The 16,137-nt window shown below is 62.9% G+C and carries 19 protein-coding genes and 1 tRNA gene; all 20 read right to left on the bottom strand.

Annotation, left to right across the window (positions count from 1 at the left end):
• Window positions 1-2: 2 nt before the first annotated feature.
• The gene (locus tag EPO34_04530) at window positions 3-422 is read right to left on the bottom strand and encodes a 50S ribosomal protein L16 (GenBank protein ID TAK03301.1); all 420 of its coding nucleotides are present in this window, start codon (window positions 420-422) and stop codon (window positions 3-5) included.
• A 9-nt stretch (window positions 423-431) separates the two neighbouring features.
• Entirely contained in the window at window positions 432-1,109 is a 678-nt protein-coding gene (locus EPO34_04535) for a 30S ribosomal protein S3 (GenBank protein TAK03302.1), read from the bottom strand.
• Window position 1,110: 1 nt separating this feature from the next.
• Window positions 1,111-1,557 (bottom strand): 50S ribosomal protein L22, encoded by a 447-nt coding sequence (locus tag EPO34_04540; GenBank protein TAK03303.1) that lies wholly within the window; start codon window positions 1,555-1,557, stop codon window positions 1,111-1,113.
• A 6-nt stretch (window positions 1,558-1,563) separates the two neighbouring features.
• Window positions 1,564-1,896, bottom strand: coding sequence for a 30S ribosomal protein S19 (locus EPO34_04545; GenBank protein TAK03304.1), 333 nt, complete (start codon window positions 1,894-1,896; stop codon window positions 1,564-1,566).
• Between the two features lie 12 nt (window positions 1,897-1,908).
• The gene (locus tag EPO34_04550) at window positions 1,909-2,766 is read right to left on the bottom strand and encodes a 50S ribosomal protein L2 (protein ID TAK03305.1); all 858 of its coding nucleotides are present in this window, start codon (window positions 2,764-2,766) and stop codon (window positions 1,909-1,911) included.
• Window position 2,767: 1 nt separating this feature from the next.
• The gene (locus tag EPO34_04555) at window positions 2,768-3,196 is read right to left on the bottom strand and encodes a 50S ribosomal protein L23 (GenBank protein TAK03306.1); all 429 of its coding nucleotides are present in this window, start codon (window positions 3,194-3,196) and stop codon (window positions 2,768-2,770) included.
• A 1-nt stretch (window position 3,197) separates the two neighbouring features.
• Window positions 3,198-3,833: a 50S ribosomal protein L4 gene (locus tag EPO34_04560; GenBank protein TAK03307.1), complete on the bottom strand. Its 636-nt coding sequence runs from the start codon at window positions 3,831-3,833 to the stop codon at window positions 3,198-3,200.
• Entirely contained in the window at window positions 3,821-4,447 is a 627-nt protein-coding gene (gene rplC, locus EPO34_04565) for a 50S ribosomal protein L3 (protein ID TAK03308.1), read from the bottom strand. Before rplC ends, EPO34_04560 begins: the two co-directional genes overlap by 13 nt.
• A 304-nt stretch (window positions 4,448-4,751) precedes the next feature.
• Window positions 4,752-5,087 carry a 30S ribosomal protein S10 gene (locus EPO34_04570; GenBank protein ID TAK03309.1) on the bottom strand — a complete coding sequence of 112 codons (336 nt, stop codon included), beginning with the start codon at window positions 5,085-5,087 and terminating at the stop codon, window positions 4,752-4,754.
• Between the two features lie 31 nt (window positions 5,088-5,118).
• Entirely contained in the window at window positions 5,119-6,312 is a 1,194-nt protein-coding gene (gene tuf / locus EPO34_04575; protein TAK03310.1) for an elongation factor Tu, read from the bottom strand.
• 129 nt (window positions 6,313-6,441) lie between these two features.
• Window positions 6,442-6,912: a type II toxin-antitoxin system Phd/YefM family antitoxin gene (locus EPO34_04580; protein ID TAK03311.1), complete on the bottom strand. Its 471-nt coding sequence runs from the start codon at window positions 6,910-6,912 to the stop codon at window positions 6,442-6,444.
• Between the two features lie 260 nt (window positions 6,913-7,172).
• Entirely contained in the window at window positions 7,173-8,684 is a 1,512-nt protein-coding gene (locus EPO34_04585; GenBank protein TAK03312.1) for an ATP-dependent DNA helicase RecQ, read from the bottom strand.
• 104 nt (window positions 8,685-8,788) lie between these two features.
• Complete coding sequence (locus EPO34_04590; GenBank protein TAK03313.1) at window positions 8,789-9,790, bottom strand: hypothetical protein; 1,002 nt, start codon at window positions 9,788-9,790, stop codon at window positions 8,789-8,791.
• 41 nt (window positions 9,791-9,831) lie between these two features.
• Window positions 9,832-11,928: an elongation factor G gene (gene fusA, locus EPO34_04595; protein ID TAK03314.1), complete on the bottom strand. Its 2,097-nt coding sequence runs from the start codon at window positions 11,926-11,928 to the stop codon at window positions 9,832-9,834.
• A gap of 21 nt (window positions 11,929-11,949) precedes the next feature.
• The gene (locus EPO34_04600) at window positions 11,950-12,417 is read right to left on the bottom strand and encodes a 30S ribosomal protein S7 (protein ID TAK03315.1); all 468 of its coding nucleotides are present in this window, start codon (window positions 12,415-12,417) and stop codon (window positions 11,950-11,952) included.
• 121 nt (window positions 12,418-12,538) lie between these two features.
• Entirely contained in the window at window positions 12,539-12,964 is a 426-nt protein-coding gene (locus EPO34_04605; GenBank protein TAK03316.1) for a 30S ribosomal protein S12, read from the bottom strand.
• Between the two features lie 59 nt (window positions 12,965-13,023).
• On the bottom strand, window positions 13,024-13,713 hold the full coding sequence (locus tag EPO34_04610; protein TAK03317.1) for a site-2 protease family protein: 690 nt from the start codon (window positions 13,711-13,713) through the stop codon (window positions 13,024-13,026).
• A gap of 12 nt (window positions 13,714-13,725) precedes the next feature.
• A complete protein-coding gene (gene murA, locus EPO34_04615; protein TAK03318.1) occupies window positions 13,726-15,030 on the bottom strand; it encodes a UDP-N-acetylglucosamine 1-carboxyvinyltransferase in 1,305 nt (434 codons plus the stop codon).
• Window positions 15,031-15,122: 92 nt separating this feature from the next.
• Window positions 15,123-15,836 (bottom strand): di-trans,poly-cis-decaprenylcistransferase, encoded by a 714-nt coding sequence (uppS, locus tag EPO34_04620; GenBank protein TAK03319.1) that lies wholly within the window; start codon window positions 15,834-15,836, stop codon window positions 15,123-15,125.
• A 158-nt stretch (window positions 15,837-15,994) separates the two neighbouring features.
• A tRNA-Pro gene (locus EPO34_04625) sits at window positions 15,995-16,070 on the bottom strand.
• Between the last annotated feature and the right edge of the window lie 67 nt (window positions 16,071-16,137).

Genomic DNA, 16,137 nt, shown 5'->3' on the forward strand with positions numbered 1-16,137 from the left:
GGCTAGAGGACGTCGCGGGTGACGACGCGGGTCTTCATCGGGAGCTTGTGCCGCGCGAGCTCCATGGCCTCGCGCGCCACCTCGCTCGTGACGCCGTCCATCTCGAACATGACGGTGCCCGGGCGGACGATGGCCACGTAATGGTCCACCGCGCCCTTCCCCTTGCCCATCGGCATCTCGGCCCCCTTGGTGGTGACCGGCTTGTCGGGGAAGATGCGGATCCACAGCTTGCCGCCGCGCTTCATCGCGCGGGTCATGGCGCGGCGCGCCGCCTCGATCTGGCGCGAGCTCACCCACGCCTCGTCCATGGCCTTGAGCCCCCACGAACCGAACGCGAGGCGGATCTTGCGGGTCGCGACGCGCTTGCCGCGCGCGCGGCCCTTGTGCCACTTGCGATGCTTTACTTTTTTGGGGATAAGCATACGGGGACGTTAGGCGGCCCTGGCTTCGGCCTGGGCGGCGGTCTTGGCCGCGAACTTCTCCCCGCGATTCACCCATACCTTGATGCCGATGGTGCCGTAGATGGTATAGGCGGTCTCGCGGGCGAAATCGATGTCCGCGCGCAGGTTGTGCAGCGGGATCTTGCCGCTCGCGAGCGTCTCCACGCGGGCGATCTCGGCGCCGTTGAGGCGTCCGCCGATGGTGATCTTCACCCCCTCGGCGCCGCTCTTCAGCACCCGCTCGATCGCCATCTTCATGCTGCGACGGAACGGCATGCGCTTCTCGATGTCGGCGGCGATCTGCTGGCCGATCAGGGAGGCGGAGAGCGACGGCTGGGCGATCTCCTTCACGTTCACCGTGAGGTTCACCTTGCGGCCGCGGAAGAACTCTCCCTTGATCTTCTTCACGAGCTCCTCGATGCCGGCGCCGCCGCGGCCGATGACGATGCCGGGCTTCCCCGCATGGACGTTGACGGCAAGGATGCCGCGGCTGCGGTCGATCACGATGCGGTCGACCAGCGCGTCCTTGAGCGCCTTCTTCAGGAAGCGGCGGATGGAGACGTCCTCGCGGAGGTTCTGGCGGAACGCGTCCTTGGACGCGAACCACGTGGCGTCCCAGTCCTTGGTGACGGCGAGCCGGAAGGATTTCGGATGGACTTTGTGACCCATATCAGGTGGTGGCCTTGGCCTTCTTCATGGCCGCCGGCTTTCCGACGGAGGCGGATCCGCCTTTGGCGGGCTTGGCGGGTTTCTTTTTCGTCTCCGGCGCCTTCCCTTCCATCCCCGCGATGGGCGCGAGCGTGACGCTCACGTGGCTCATGCGCTTGCGGATGGGGGCCGCGCGGCCGAAGGCGCGGGCGCGCCAGCGGTGCAGGACCGGGCCGCCGTCGGCCATGATCGACTTCACGTACAGGGAAGAGGCGTCGAGGCCGAAATTGTGCTGCGCGTTGGCGGCCGCGGAGTTGATGAGCTTGATCACGGGGAGCGCCGCCGCCTTTTTCATGAAGGTAAGCTGCGCGATCGCGCGGGCGACCGGCATGCCGCGCACGAGATCGATAATGAGGCGCACCTTGCGGGGCGACACGCGGACGTAGCGGGCTTTTGCGTGGACTTCCATAAGCGGTTACTTCTTCGCGGCCGGGGCGGCCGCAGCGGGCTTCGGCGTGCCGCCGGCTGCGGCGGCTTCGGTGTCCTTCTGGAGCTTGCCTCCGTGGCGGACGAACTTGCGGGTCGGGGAGAATTCGCCGAGCTTGTGCCCGACCATGTTCTCGACGACGCGCACCGGGACGTGGTCGCGGCCGTTATGCACCGCGATGGTGAATCCCACCATCTCCGGCGTGATCGAGGAGGCGCGCGCCCAGGTCTTGATCACCGTCTTGTCGCCGGCCCGAAGCTTCCCCACTTTCTTGAGGAGCTTCTGGTCGACGTACGGGCCTTTCTTGGAACTGCGAGACATAGGGAGTACGGCTTAGGCGCCCACGAACCGGCCCTTCGGGCGGCGGGAGACGATGAACTTGTCCGAGGCCTGCTTGCGGCGGGTCTTCACGCCCAGCGCGGGCTTCCCCTGAGGGGTCTTGGGATGGACGAGGCCGATGGAGTTCTTGGCCTCGCCGCCGCCGTGCGGGTGGTCGACCGGGTTCATCACCTTGCCGCGCACGCTCGGGCGGATGCCGCGATGGCGCATGCGTCCGGCCTTGCCCCAGCGGACGAGGCGGCGGTCCTGGTTGGACGCGCTTCCGATCGTCGCCATGCACTCGCGCGCGACGAGGCGGACCTCGCCGGACGGGAGCTTGAGGGTGGCGTACGCGCCTTCGACGGCCATGAGGGCCACGGAGGCGCCGGCGCCGCGGGCGATCTGGCCGCCCTTGCCGGGCATGATCTCCACGTCGAACACGTTGATGCCGGCCGGGATGTGCTCGAGCGAGAAGCGGTTGCCCACCTTGATCTCGCCCTTCTGCTTGGAACACACGATCGTCTCGCCCACGGGGAGGTCCGCCGGGGCCACGATGTAACGCTTCTCGCCGTCCTGGTACTGCAGCAGCGCGAGACGCGCGCCGCGGCTCGGATCGTACTCGATGGCGATCACGCGCGCGGGCACGTCGAACTTGTCGCGAACCGCGTCGACGACGCGCAGGCGGCGCTTGGCCCCGCCGCCCTGGTGACGGACGGTGATCTTGCCGCTTGCGTTGCGGCCGGCCTTGCGGCGGCGCGCCGTGGTGAGCTTCTTCTCCGGCCCCTTCTTCCCTTTCTTCGTAAGGTCGGCAAAGGCGTCGACGCTTGAGTGGCGGCGACCGGCGGTGGTCGGGTTGTATTGTTTCACGGGCATATCAGACTCCTTCGTACACGTCGATCGTCTTGCCCTTAGGCAGGGTCACGACCGCCTTCTTCCAGGTGCTGCGCATCCCTTCCCGGCCGCCGAAGCGGACCACCTTGCCGCGCACGCGCATGATGTTGACGCTCGTCGGCGTGACGCCGTACATCGCCTTCACCGCGTTGCGGACGTCCACGCGGGTGGCGTCCATGCTTACGACGAAGGAGTACTGGCCCGCATGCGCGATCGTCGCGGCCTTCTCGGTGACGAGCGGCGCGGTAATGACGTTCACCAGATTCTCCGGGAGCGCCTTGCTCGTGGCCTTCGGCGATACGCCCTTGGCGGACGGCTTCCCTGCGGCCTTCTCGGCCTTCTTGGGAGCCGCGGCGACGTCGCCGGCGATCTCCTGTTCCTTCTTTGATTTGAATCGGTCAAGGATTCCCATATCAGGCGCGCTTATAAGTCTTCACGAGCGCTTCGAGCGCGGCCTTGGAGGCGACGATCGTCTCGTGGGACAACAGGTCGACGACGTTGAGGCTCCCGACGGAGATGGTGGACACGCGCGGCAGGTTCTTGGCCGCGCGGGCCACGCCCCGGTTCTCGGCCTCGACCACGATGAGGGTCTTCGAGCCTGCAAGCGGAAGCTTGGCAAGCATGAAGGCCACGCGCTTGGTCTTCGCCTCCGGAAGCGCGAGCGAATCCACCGCCACGAGCCTCTCGCCGGCCACCTTGTCGGAAAGCACCATCGCGAGCGCCTTGCGGCGGGCGGCGCGGTTCATCTTCACCGAGAAATTGCGCTCGCTGGTGGGACCGAACGTGACGCCTCCGCCCACCCAGATCGGGGAGCGGCGCGACCCGTGGCGGGCACGACCGGTGCCTTTCTGCTTCCACGGCTTCTTGCCGGTGCCGGCGACCTCGCCGCGGTCCTTGGTGTGCGCCGTGACCACGCGGGAGTTGGCGGTCTGGGCCACCACCGCCTCGTGCACGAGCGCCGGGTTCGCCTTCACCTCGAAAAGCGCCGGGTCGAGCGCGAGCTCGCCCACCTTGGCGCCTTCCTGGTTATAGAGGGTTACTTTTGCCATACGGTCTTCCCTTCACGGCCGACGATCATGAGCAGCGTCCCATGGGCTCCTGGCACCGCGCCTTTGATGGCGAGCGTGCCTTTCGCCGCATCGACGGCAACCACTTCGAGGTTCTTGACGGTCACGCGCGAGGCGCCCATGTGGCCGGCCATGCGCTGGCCCTTGCTGACCGGACCCTGGCGCTGCGAGGCGATGGATCCCGGCATGCGCATCTGGTCCTTCTGGCCGTGCGTAGCCGGACCGCCGGAGAACCCGTGGCGCTTCATCACGCCCTGGAACCCCTTTCCCTTGGAAATCCCCGTCACGTCGACCATGGTGCCGGGCACGAACGCGTCGACGGTCACCGCGTCGCCCCGCTTGAGGTCGGTCGCGGAAACGCGGAATTCGCGCAGGGTGCCGACCTGCGGCAGGTCCTTAAGGTGTCCCGCTTCTGACATGGGCAGGGCCTTCTTCACGCCGGTCCCGATCTGGACGGCAGAATACCCGTCAATCTCGGTGGTCTTCACCGCCGTGACGACGTTGGGCTGCGTGGTGACGATCGTGACAGGCACGACGGTCCCGTCCTCCCTGAAATGTTGCGTCATTTCGAGCTTGCGCCCGATGATGAATGGCATAGCGTCCATGTATTGGTCCGTGGATGGTCACGGACATACCCCGGCTTCCTAAGCGAAAAGCCAGAAGTCGAGAGACATCCGCACGATGCATCCCGGCTTCTGACCCTTGTTTTCCCACAGACAGGCGCGGGAAAGGCAAGGTTGTATGGGGTCGATGGTAATGAGAGGGACTCCTGAATGCAGCCGTTTGAAGCTCCGGAAGGTTTTCCAATGGATCTTTCTTCCGTGTTCTTCGAGCTGTTCGCGGGATGGACCCACGGAACGGGCCGGGTCAACGACCTAGCCACATCCGTGGATCAATCACTTAGGTCTTTATCTCTACGTCCACTCCAGCCGGCAAGTTGAGGCTCATGAGCGAATCCATGGTGCGCTCGGTCCATTCGCTGATGTCGATGAGCCGCTTATGGATGCGCATCTCATACTGCTCGCGGCTGTCCTTGTCGATGAACGTCGACCGGTTCACCGTGAACTTGCGCTTCTCCGTGGGGAGAGGCACGGGCCCCAGGATCTTCGCTCCGGACCGCTCCGCCGTCTTGATGATGGTCTGGGTGGCCTGGTCAATGATCTTGTGGTCGTACGCGCGGATCTTGATGCGGATCCTCGACTTCTCCTCCTGGTCCTTTTTTGCTGGTTGCGCCACAGGGGAAGGAACGGTTAACCGGAACGGTGAGTTACTTGAGGATCTTGGTCACCACGCCGGCTCCGACGGTGCGGCCACCTTCGCGGATGGCGAACTTGGACTTCTCCTCGAGCGCCACCGGGACGATGAGGGCCACCTTCAGCTTCACGGTGTCACCCGGCATCACCATCTCCACGCCTTCCGGGAGGGTCACCTCGCCGGTCACGTCGGTGGTGCGGATGTAGAACTGCGGCTTGTATCCCTTGAAGAACGGCTTGTGGCGGCCGCCTTCCTCCTTGGAGAGGGCGTACACCTCGCCTTCAAATTCGGTGTGCGGGGTGATGGAACCGGGCTTGGCGAGCACCATGCCGCGCTCGACGTCTTCCTTCTTGACGCCGCGCAGGAGCAACCCGGCGTTGTCGCCGGCCATGCCGGACTCGAGCTGCTTGTTAAACATCTCGATGCCGGTGACCACGGTCTTCGTGGCCTCCGGTCGCAGGCCGATCATCTCCACGTCCTCGTTGATCTTCACCTGTCCGCGCTCGATGCGGCCGGTCACGACGGTGCCGCGACCCTCGATGGAGAACACGTCCTCGATCGGCATCAGGAACGGCTTGTCGGTCTCGCGGACCGGGTCCGGAATGAAGGAGTCAAGCGCGGCCACGAGGTCGAGGATCGGCTTGGAAGCCGCCGGGTCGGACGGGTTGGCAAGCGCCTTGGAAGACGAACCGCGGATGACCGGGGTGGTGGCGCCGGGGTATTGGTACTTGGTAAGGAGGTCGCGGACTTCCTGCTCCACGAGGTCGATGAGCTCCGGATCATCCACCATGTCCACCTTGTTGAGGTACACGACGATGGCGGGAACGCCCACCTGGCGGGCGAGCAGGATGTGCTCGCGGGTCTGCGGCATGGGGCCGTCAGCAGCGGACACGACGAGGATCGCGCCGTCCATCTGGGCGGCACCGGTGATCATGTTCTTGATGTAGTCGGCGTGTCCCGGACAGTCCACGTGCGCATAGTGGCGCTTTTCGGACTCGTATTCCGTGTGGGCCGTGGCAATCGTGATGCCGCGGGCCTTGGACTCCGGTGCCTTGTCGAGATCATCCACGCCCTTCTTCTGGGCAATGCCGCCGTGCGCGGCGAGCACGGCCAAGATGGCCGCCGTGGTGGTGGTCTTGCCGTGGTCGACGTGGCCGATGGTGCCGACGTTCACGTGCGGCTTGCTGCGTTGAAAGACGTCTGCCATACGCGTAATGAGGTCGAGCCCAATGGGCGAAAAGAGCTCTTTAATTAGCGAATTATTGATGTAGATGAAAGATGTGGCCAAGTATAGCAGGGCCCCCTGAACTGCGCAAGTTTGCTGGGGTCCCTGCGTTTATTCTACCGGTTCGAGGTAAAACTGATCCTCATCGAAGGAGTCTTTCTTGGCTGAATTAAGGTTCATTCCAGGGCTCTTGGGGGCGTCTTTCTCCTCCTCGCCCTGATAGGCCATGAACTGGCGAAGCACGTCCTCCCGTTCGCCGTCGCTCATTTTGCCTATATCCCAGGTGTCTCCGGCCTCGTTTGCCGGTTTCATGAGGTCAAAAAGGTCCGGCGGAGGCGCATCTTCGTCCTTAGGCTGCAATGGTCGGATGTCCCGATCTTGACGTAGGCTCGGACCATCCATCCTCCCCGTCCTTTCCACCTTTTCAGTATTTTCGACCCTTTCAACCTTTCCGGGCCCCAAAAGCCCTTCATACTGGTCCAAACCCATCACCACGAAGGCGTCCTCGCCTTCCGGATCGGTGATAATCACCCGATCTCCGGTGCGTTTCGACAGTTCCAGGATGCGGCGGATATTCTTCATAATGCGAGCATCTTACCGTTCGCATCTCCCCTGTCAACCGACCAAATATTGGCTAACCTTGGCATAAGGGTTGACAAAATCCCCTCGGTATGGTATTCTACCCCTCGTGCTGAGTTATCTCAGGTCTGAGAGATCCTCCGAATACGAAGGAATCTACACAGGACTGGAAGAAACGACAGGAAATAGAAACATTGTTTTAGCCTGACTTACGAGCTTCCCTCTTAGACAACAAACCCCCGGCCTAGGCCGGGGGTTTTGTTTTACGTCCTTGCGCGCCGCGGATGTATACGTTCAGCGAGTCGGTGCGAACGTGTGTACGTCTGGATGTGCCCGAGAAACGTCTCGCCATACTGCGCGAGCTTCCGAGAACCGACGCCGAACACCTGCGCGAGCGCGCCGAGGGTCTGCGGAAGGTAGTACGCCATCTCCTGCAGCGTCCTGTCGCCGAAGATGACGAACGGCGGGACGTTCTGCGCGTCGGCCAACGTTTTCCGTTCCCGGCGGAGGATCTGGAACAGGTCTGCCTCGAACGGAAGTCCTTCGGGAGATTTCGAGGGGGCGACGACGGCATCGATCGCCTGTTTTGGCGGAGGGACGCAGACATCGCACGAATCACACGTCGCGGATTCGCCGCGTTCACCGAAATATTCAAGAAGGAACTTGCGGCGACAGGTGCGCGTCTCGCAATACGAGATGACCTGGGCAAGTTTCTGGATCGCGAGCGCCTTTTCCGGCCCGTTCTCCATCATGTTGATGAAATAATCCTGCTTGCGCTTGTCACCATACGTGTAGAACAACACGCACTCGCTCGGGAGCCCGTCGCGGCCCGCGCGGCCGGTTTCCTGATAATACGACTCGATGGTCTTCGGCAAATCCATGTGCACGACCAGACGCACGTCGGGCTTGTCGATGCCCATGCCAAACGCGATGGTGGCGACGATGACGGGAACCTCGTCGCGGATGAACTTGTCCTGCGTCTGCGCGCGCACGTCGCGATTCAATCCGGCATGATACGGAAGCGCCTGGAACCCGGCGCGACAGAGTTGCTCGGCGACCTCTTCCGTGTTCTTGCGGGAAAAGCAATATACGATCACCGGCTTTTCCTTATATGATTCCAAAAGCCCGACGAGCTGCCCGACCGCGTTCCTTTTTGGACGGACGGCATACCGAAGGTTCGGTCGGTTGAAACTCGACAGGAACACGGATGCATCTTCCATCCGGAGTTCCTTCAGGATGTCTTCCTTGACCCTCGGCGTGGCCGTTGCCGTAAGGGCGATTACCGGCACGCCGGGAAACACCCTCCGCAGCTCCTTCATGTTGCGGTAATCCGGCCGGAAATCGTGTCCCCACTCCGAAATGCAGTGCGCTTCGTCGATCGCGATGAGGGAGACGTTCAGATGCGACAAAAATACTTGGAACGCGGGCTGGGCCAACCGTTCCGGGGCTACGTACAGCAGCTTCAGCTCGCCTGACAGCGCACGCGCCTCCACGTCGTCTGACACGTCGCCATCCAACGTACTGTTCAGGCAGGCCGCACTGATTCCGTTTGCCGTGAGGGCATCCACCTGGTCCTTCATGAGCGCGATGAGCGGCGAAACGACGAGGGTGATCCCTGGAAACTTGAGTGCCGGCAGCTGAAAACACAGCGACTTCCCTCCACCGGTCGGCATAAGCACCAACACGTCCTGCTTCTTAAGGACGGTGTCGATGATTTCTTCCTGCAATGGCCGAAATGCGTCGTAGCCAAAATGCGTCTTAAGCAACTCCCGCATAAATAAAATTACTGGCCCGGTGAGCCAGAGTGTTTGAAAGCTTGATGAGACAAGCGTACCCGTTTTTTTCGTCGTTGTCAATCGAGATGTGTGGATATCCTGTATCAGCGTAGCAGCTCCGCAACCCTTTCACTGAATTCGTCGCGATGCTTGGCGAGATACGGATACAAGCGCGACCTTCGCTCGATGTTATCACGCATCTGGAACTGACCGCTCAGGTATTCCTTCTCGGCCCAGAGCGAAAACAACCCCTTACGGAACCCGCATTCGAACGCCAGCTCGCGTTCGAGATCGGTAAGCGCTGCTTGCTTTCGGTACGCGCCGAGATACGTCTTCACGCGATCCCAATCCAATGTTCCCCGGGCCATCCGGCAATTGAACATCACGGAACGCATCACCTCGAATCCGCGCCAGCCCCATCCGGCCTTTTCCCAGTCGAGCACAGCGGCCACCTTCCGTCCGCGCACGAGCACGTTCATGATGTGATAATCATTGTGGCAGACGCGGACCGGGAGGCGACGGAACGCTTCCTTGTCCCAGCCGCCGATCGCGACCGCGTTTTCGTGCGCGTCGAGGGAACGGGCGACCGTCTCCCGGACGACCTTCGGCTTCGACCTCAGCGAGCGCCGCATGGAGACGATTTCGGACAAGAATGATTCCGGATTCCACGAAGCCATATCCTCGAATGCGGGCTTCTGCATTCGGAATTTGAACGTCTCGAGCGTCGCGTCGATGCGTCCAAGCATTTCTCCCATGGGCCGCATGAGCGGCGCATTCCGATACCGTGACGGATGCGTCCCTTCGACGAAGGGGTACAGGGCGACGGCATGGCCGCCCACCTCTCCGCTTGCGACCGGCAACGGGACCGGAATGCCCTTTCCGACGGCATGCGCCATCATCCGATGCATCTCGCGCATGGCCTTCAGCGAGACTTTCGGCCGATAAGCTTTCAAGACGTACCGTTCGCTCCCGACGCGAACGACAAGGTTCTGATTAAGAAGACCGCTCAGAAGCGGACGCATCGAAACGCGCCGTGCGGGAAACACGGCTTGAACGAATTCCTTGAGATGATCATTCGGGACAAAGGCGAGCATGGAACAAAGCATAACAAAAGGCCCCGCGATCAGCGAGGCCTTTCCTCTTACGATCAGGCGGCGCGACGCGTCACTCCCGAACGCTCCTCGATGATCTTCTTGCTCACGTTGCCGGGCACTTCCTCGTAGTGGTCGAATTCCATGGAGTAGCTGGCGCGGCCCTGGGTGTTGGAGCGCAGCGTGGTGACGTAGCCGAACATCTCGGCAAGCGGCACGAACGCGGTGACGATCTTCGCCCCCCCGACGCGGTCGCCCATCTCCTGGATCTGGCCGCGCTTGGCGTTCAAGTCGCCCACCACGGTGCCCATGAACTCCTCGGGCATCACCACTTCCACCTTCATCATGGGTTCAAGCAGCGAGATGCCGGCCTTCTTGCAGGCGTCCTGGAACGCCATGGACCCGGCGATCTTGAACGCCGCCTCGTTGGAGTCCACGTCGTGGTAGGAACCGTCGAACACGGTCACCTTCACGTCGATGAGCGGGAAGCCGGCGAGCACGCCGCGGTCGGCCGCCTCCTCGGCGCCCTTGGCGATCGGCTTGATGAACTCGCGGGGGATGGCGCCGCCCTTGATCTCCTCGACGAACTCGAACCCCTTGCCAGCCTCGTTCTTTTCCACGCGCAGCCAGCAGTGGCCGTATTGGCCGCGGCCGCCGGACTGGCGGATGTACTTCCCTTCGCTCTCGGCTTCGCCCTTGATGGACTCGCGGTAGGCCACTTGCGGCTTGCCCACGTTCGCTTCCACGTTGAACTCGCGCTTCATGCGGTCCACGATGATGTCGAGGTGGAGCTCGCCCATGCCGGAGATGATGACCTGGTTGGTCTCCTCGTCGGTGCGCACGCGGAAGGTGGGATCTTCCTCGGCGAGCTTCTGCAGCGCCACGCCCATCTTCTCCTGGTCGGCCTTGGTCTTGGGCTCGATGGCGATGGAGATGACCGGCTCCGGGAACACGATGGACTCGAGCACGATCGGACGCTCCTGGTCGCACAGCGTGTGGCCGGTGAAGGTCTCCTTGAGGCCCACGGCCGCGGCGATCTCGCCGGCGTACACCTCGTCCACGTCCTCGCGGGTGTTGGCGTGCAGGCGCACGATGCGGCCGATGCGCTCCTTTCCGCCGGTGCTCGAGTTGAGCACGTAGGAGCCGGCGGCGATCTTGCCGGAGTACACGCGGAAGAAGGCGAGCTTGCCCACGAACGGGTCGGCGGCGATCTTGAACGCGAGCGCGGCGAACGGCTCGTCATCGGAGGCCTTGCGCTCGATGAGCTCCTCCGAATCCGGGGCGTGTCCCTTGACCGGAGGGATGTCAAGCGGGCTCGGCAGGAATTCCACCACGGCGTCGAGCACCTGCTGCACCCCCTTGTTCTTGAGCGCGGAGCCGGTGAGCACCGGGAAGATGTCATTCGCGATGGTGGCCTTGCGCAGTCCGGCCTTGAGCTCCGGGACGGGAATCTCCTCCCCGGCCAGATAGCGCTCCATGAGCGATTCGTCGGTCTCGGCGATCGCCTCGACCAGTTTCTTCCGCCACTCCTCCACCGATGCCTTCATGTCCTCCGGGCAGTCGGACACCTCGATGTCCTTTCCGAGGTCATCCTTGAAGATGTAGGCCTTCTTGTCGAACAGGTCCACGATTCCCTGGAAATTGGATTCCGACCCGATCGGGAGCTGGATGGGGTGGGCCTTCCTCGACAGGCGGGTGTGGATGGACGCGAGGTCCTTGAAATAGTCCGCGCCGGTGCGGTCGAGCTTGTTGATGAAGCACACGCGCGGCACGGCGTAGCCGTCGGCGTAGCGCCAGTTGGTCTCGGACTGCGGCTCCACGCCGGCCACGCCGTCGAACACGACGAGCGCGCCGTCGAGCACGCGAAGGGAACGCTTCACTTCCACGGTGAAGTCCACGTGCCCGGGGGTGTCGATGAGGTTCATCCGATGTCCCTTCCAAAAACAGGTGGTGGCGGCGGCCGTGATGGTGATGCCGCGTTCCTGCTCCTGCGCCATCCAGTCCATGGTAGCTTCGCCCTCGTGCACCTCGCCGATCTTATGCTTTTTGCCCGTATAAAACAGGATGCGTTCGCTCGTGGTGGTCTTGCCCGCATCGATGTGGGCGATGACGCCGAAGTTGCGCGTCTTTTCCAGGGAATACTCGCGTGCCATAGGAAAAAAGGGGCGTGGGGATTAACGGGCGAAGTGCGCGAAGGCGCGGTTGGCCTCGGCCATGCGCTGCACGTCCATCTTCTTCTTGACCGCGTCGCCCTCGCCCTTGGCCGCGGCGATGAGCTCGTCGGCGAGTTTCTGGGCCATCGGGCGGCCCTTCTTTGCGTTGGTGGCCGCGAGGATCCAACGGTAGGCCAGCTGGTAGCGGCGTTCGCCGCGCACGGGCATCGGCACCTGGTAGTTGGCGCCGCCCACGCGCTTGCTTTTCACCTCGAGGCTCGGCATGGCGTTCTTGAGCGCCTTGTCGAGGGTGTCGACCGGGTCCTGCTTGGACTTTTCCTGGATGAGCTCGAACGCCTCGTACACGACCGCCTGCGCCGTGGCCTTCTTGCCCTTGCGCATGATCATGTTGATGAGCTTGGAAACGTAAATGTTCCCGAACTTGGGGTCGGGAATCTGTTCGCGCTTTGGTGCCTGCTTGCCACGCATAGTGTTATTCGTTTGGGCCGGTTATAAGGCTTCCCCCTGCGTAGAGGTACTCCGGCTTGATTCATTTTCACGAGATCCTTCGGACCTGATGGTCCTCAGGATAATTCGGCCTAAGGCCGAATTACTTCTTTTCCTTGGGCTTCTTTTGTCCGTACAGCGAGCGGCCGCGGCGGCGATCGGCGACGCCCTGGGTGTCGTAACGCCCGCGCACCACGTGGTAGCGCACGCCCGGAAGGTCCTTCACGCGGCCTCCGCGCAGCATCACGATGGAGTGCTCCTGCAGGTTGTGGCCTTCGCCCGGGATGTACGCCGTGACCTCGATGCCGTTTGAGAGACGCACGCGGGCGATCTTGCGGATCGCCGAGTTCGGCTTCTTCGGGGTCATCGTGGTGACCTTCACGCACACCCCGCGGCGGAACGGGCTCCCCTTGGCGAGTTCGGTGCGGCGGCGGTGGAGCGAATCGAGCCCGAACTGCATGGCGGGAGACTTGCTCTTCGCCTTTTGGGAGTGACGCCCCTTGCGGATGAGTTGAGAGATGGTGGGCATATCGAAATAAAGATGCGCGAAGGTTAGCATGGCATCCCCGGAGCGTCAACCTATGCCCGTCACCGGGAAACGGCGCTCAACATCGCCCCAAAGAAGCCGCGGCAGTCCTCGGACAGCAGGAAATCACAGGCGGCCTGGGTGGGGATGTCCACGAAGAAGAACGGGTTGAACGGGGTGACCAGCGACAGGACGACGAGCGCCATGAGGATCTGGGACCCGTACGTCCCCACGATCCGACGAAGCTCGAAATGCTTCGGGTGGTTGAACAGGACGAAGAACATCTTCGACCCGTCGAGCGGATGCACCGGGATGAAGTTGAAGAACGCGAGTCCCAGGTTGATGAACACGAGCAGGAACAGGAAGATGACCAGAAGGTTGAGCGATGAGACGATCCCGCTCCAAACGAGGAGCCGGAGGACGAGCGCGGCGACCGTCGCGAGGATGAGGTTCGAGACCGGGCCCATGAGCGCGACGGCCACCTGGTCCCACTTGGCGTCCTTCAGGTTGTTGGGGTTGTACGGCACGGGCTTGGCCCAGCCGAACCCGACGAGCAGCAGCGACAGGAAGCCGATCGGGTCGATGTGGGACAACGGGTTCAGCGTGAGGCGCCCTTCCCACTCGGCCGTGCGGTCGCCGCGGAACTTGGCCATGAGCGCATGGCTGAACTCATGCACCGTGAGCGCCGCGAGGATGGCGGCGACCCACGCGAGCGCGATGGCCGGAGCGGCGGCGAGGAGGGTGAAGAGCATAGGAAGGCTATTTTACATCTTCACGCGCTCGATGCGGGCCCCGATGCCCTCGAGCTTTTCCTGAAGTCGCTCATATCCGCGGTCGAGGTGCTCGATGCCGGTGAGCGTGGAAGTGCCTTTGGCCACCAACGCGGCCACGACGAAGGCGAGACCGGCGCGGATGTCGGGGATGTCGACCGTGGCCGATACGAGCTCGCGCGGCCCCTGGATGACGGCGCTGTGGCGGTAGTTGCGCCCCTTGAACCGGCACGGGATCTCGCCCAGGCAGTTGCTGAACAAGGTGACGTCCGCGCCCATGCGCTTGAGCGCGTCGGTGTAGCCGAACCGCTCTTCCCACACGGTCTCGTGCACGATGGACGTGCCCTTGGCCTGCGTGAGCACGGCGACGAGCGGCTGCTGCCAGTCCGTCATGAATCCAGGATGCGTGTCCGTCTCCAATTCTATCCCGCGCAGGTCCGACGTCCCGCGAAACCGTATGCCGTCATCCTGCACCTCGTATTCCCCGCCGATCTTCCGTACGGTGTTGAGGAAGGTGATGAGATGCTCGTGCTGGGCTTCTCGCACGAAGATGTCGCCACGGGTCCCGAGCGCCATGCACGCGTAGCTTGCCGCCTCGATGCGGTCGGGCATCACCCGTTCTCGGCATCCGTGCAGCTTCTCTACCCCCACGATCTCGATGGAACGGTCGGCGCCCACCTGGATGATCGCCCCCATCTTCTGGAGCATCATGATGAGCTGCTGAACTTCGGGTTCCACCGCCGCGTTCGTGATGGTGGTGCGGCCCTTGGCGAGAACGCCGGCGAGCAAGGCGGTCTCCGTGGCGCCCACCGACGGGTACGGGAGGTCGATGCGCACGCCTCGCAACTTCCCCTTCAGGGCAGCCCGATACCCTTCGGGCGTCTGCTCGACGGTCGCACCCATCATCTCGAGCGTATCCAGATGGAAATTGACCGGTCGCGGGCCGATCGCGTCCCCGCCGACGCGAGGGAGATACGCCTCGCCGGCACGATGCAGCAGCGGCGCGAGAGCGAGCACGGAAATCCTATTCTTGCGCGATTGGCCCATCACGGAAGTCGATCGGATGTCCGACGTCTTCAGGCGCAACTCGTGGTCCCCCGTCCACGACGCTTCCGCGCCGATGGTCGTCACGATCTCACGCGTCAGTCCGGTCTCGTGCTGGCGCGGGACGTTTTCCAGTTCGACGGCCTCGTCCGTAAGCAAAGACGCGACCATCAGCTTGCTGGCCGCGTTCTTGGCTCCGGAGAGCGTCACTTCGCCTGTGAGCGGCACCCCGCCCTCGATACGAAAAGCGTCCATACAATGGACGCTATCGTACTGTTTTTTGGCGATAGGTCAAGCCTCGCGTTCGTGATCGCCGCATGCGCCCTCCCCCGCTCCTTATCCATGAATCACTTCCCGTGTCGACGTTCGCGGGAGCGGTAGTCCTTGAGGGCGGCGAGGAAATCCTCTTCGCCGAAATCCGGGAACATCTTCTCCGAGAAATGGAGCTGCGCGTCGGCGATGTCCCACATCATGAACCCGCCGCTCAAGTGCGGCTCCCCGCCCGTGCGGATCAGCAGGTCGACGGGAGGGAGGTCCTTGGTGAGCAGGTGCCGCTTGATGGTCTCGACATCAACGCGGAGCGACGGATCCTTGCGGCCTTCTTCTACGATCTGCTCCACCGCTTGCGTCATCTCGCTGATGCCGTCGTAGCCGTCGAAAATGTTCAGCAGGTGCCGGTCGTTGGATTTCGTCTTCTCAATGACGCCCTCGATCGCCTTCACGAGGCTCGCCGGCTGGGATTCACGCCAGGACCCGAACGCCTGCACTCTCACGCCATATTCATGCACCTCCGGCATCTCCTGGAGATCCAGAAAAAATTCCTCAAGCACCTTATACAGGAAGTCGATCTCGATTTTCGGACGGTTCGTGAGATTCGAGACGGAGGCGACCCAGGCGGATACGCAATATACGCCCTCCTTGAAGGCGGCGTTCAGGATCGGCCGGAACCGGCGCGCGCCGGCGTCATGGCCTTCCCACGGGTTGAGGCCGTGCGCCTTGGCCCACCGGCGGTTGCCGTCGGGGATGATCGCGACATGACGCGGGGTTTGGTCGTCTGGCATATCAGATTCATCGCGCGACCCTCCGCGTCGTTGCTCATCGAACGTTCTGTCGGGCTAGCGGGACTTGAACCCGCGGCCTCCCCCGACGCCCCTGATGGGGGTCGGGGCTCCGACCTCCCCTCCGGGAGCGTCGGAGTTGCACCCCATGCTTCAAAATTTGGTCGGGCTAGCGGGACTTGAACCCGCGGCCTCTTGCACCCCATGCAAGCGCGCTACCAACTGCGCCATAGCCCGACCAAATTTTTAAGCATCCCGAGCGCGTACCAGGTCCGACGCGCTGATGCGGTCGGACCCCCGACCT

It is taken from the genome of Patescibacteria group bacterium, from assembly GCA_004297215.1.
In the GTDB taxonomy this organism is placed as follows: domain Bacteria; phylum Patescibacteriota; class Patescibacteriia; order UBA9934; family GWF2-40-263; genus 2-01-FULL-63-20.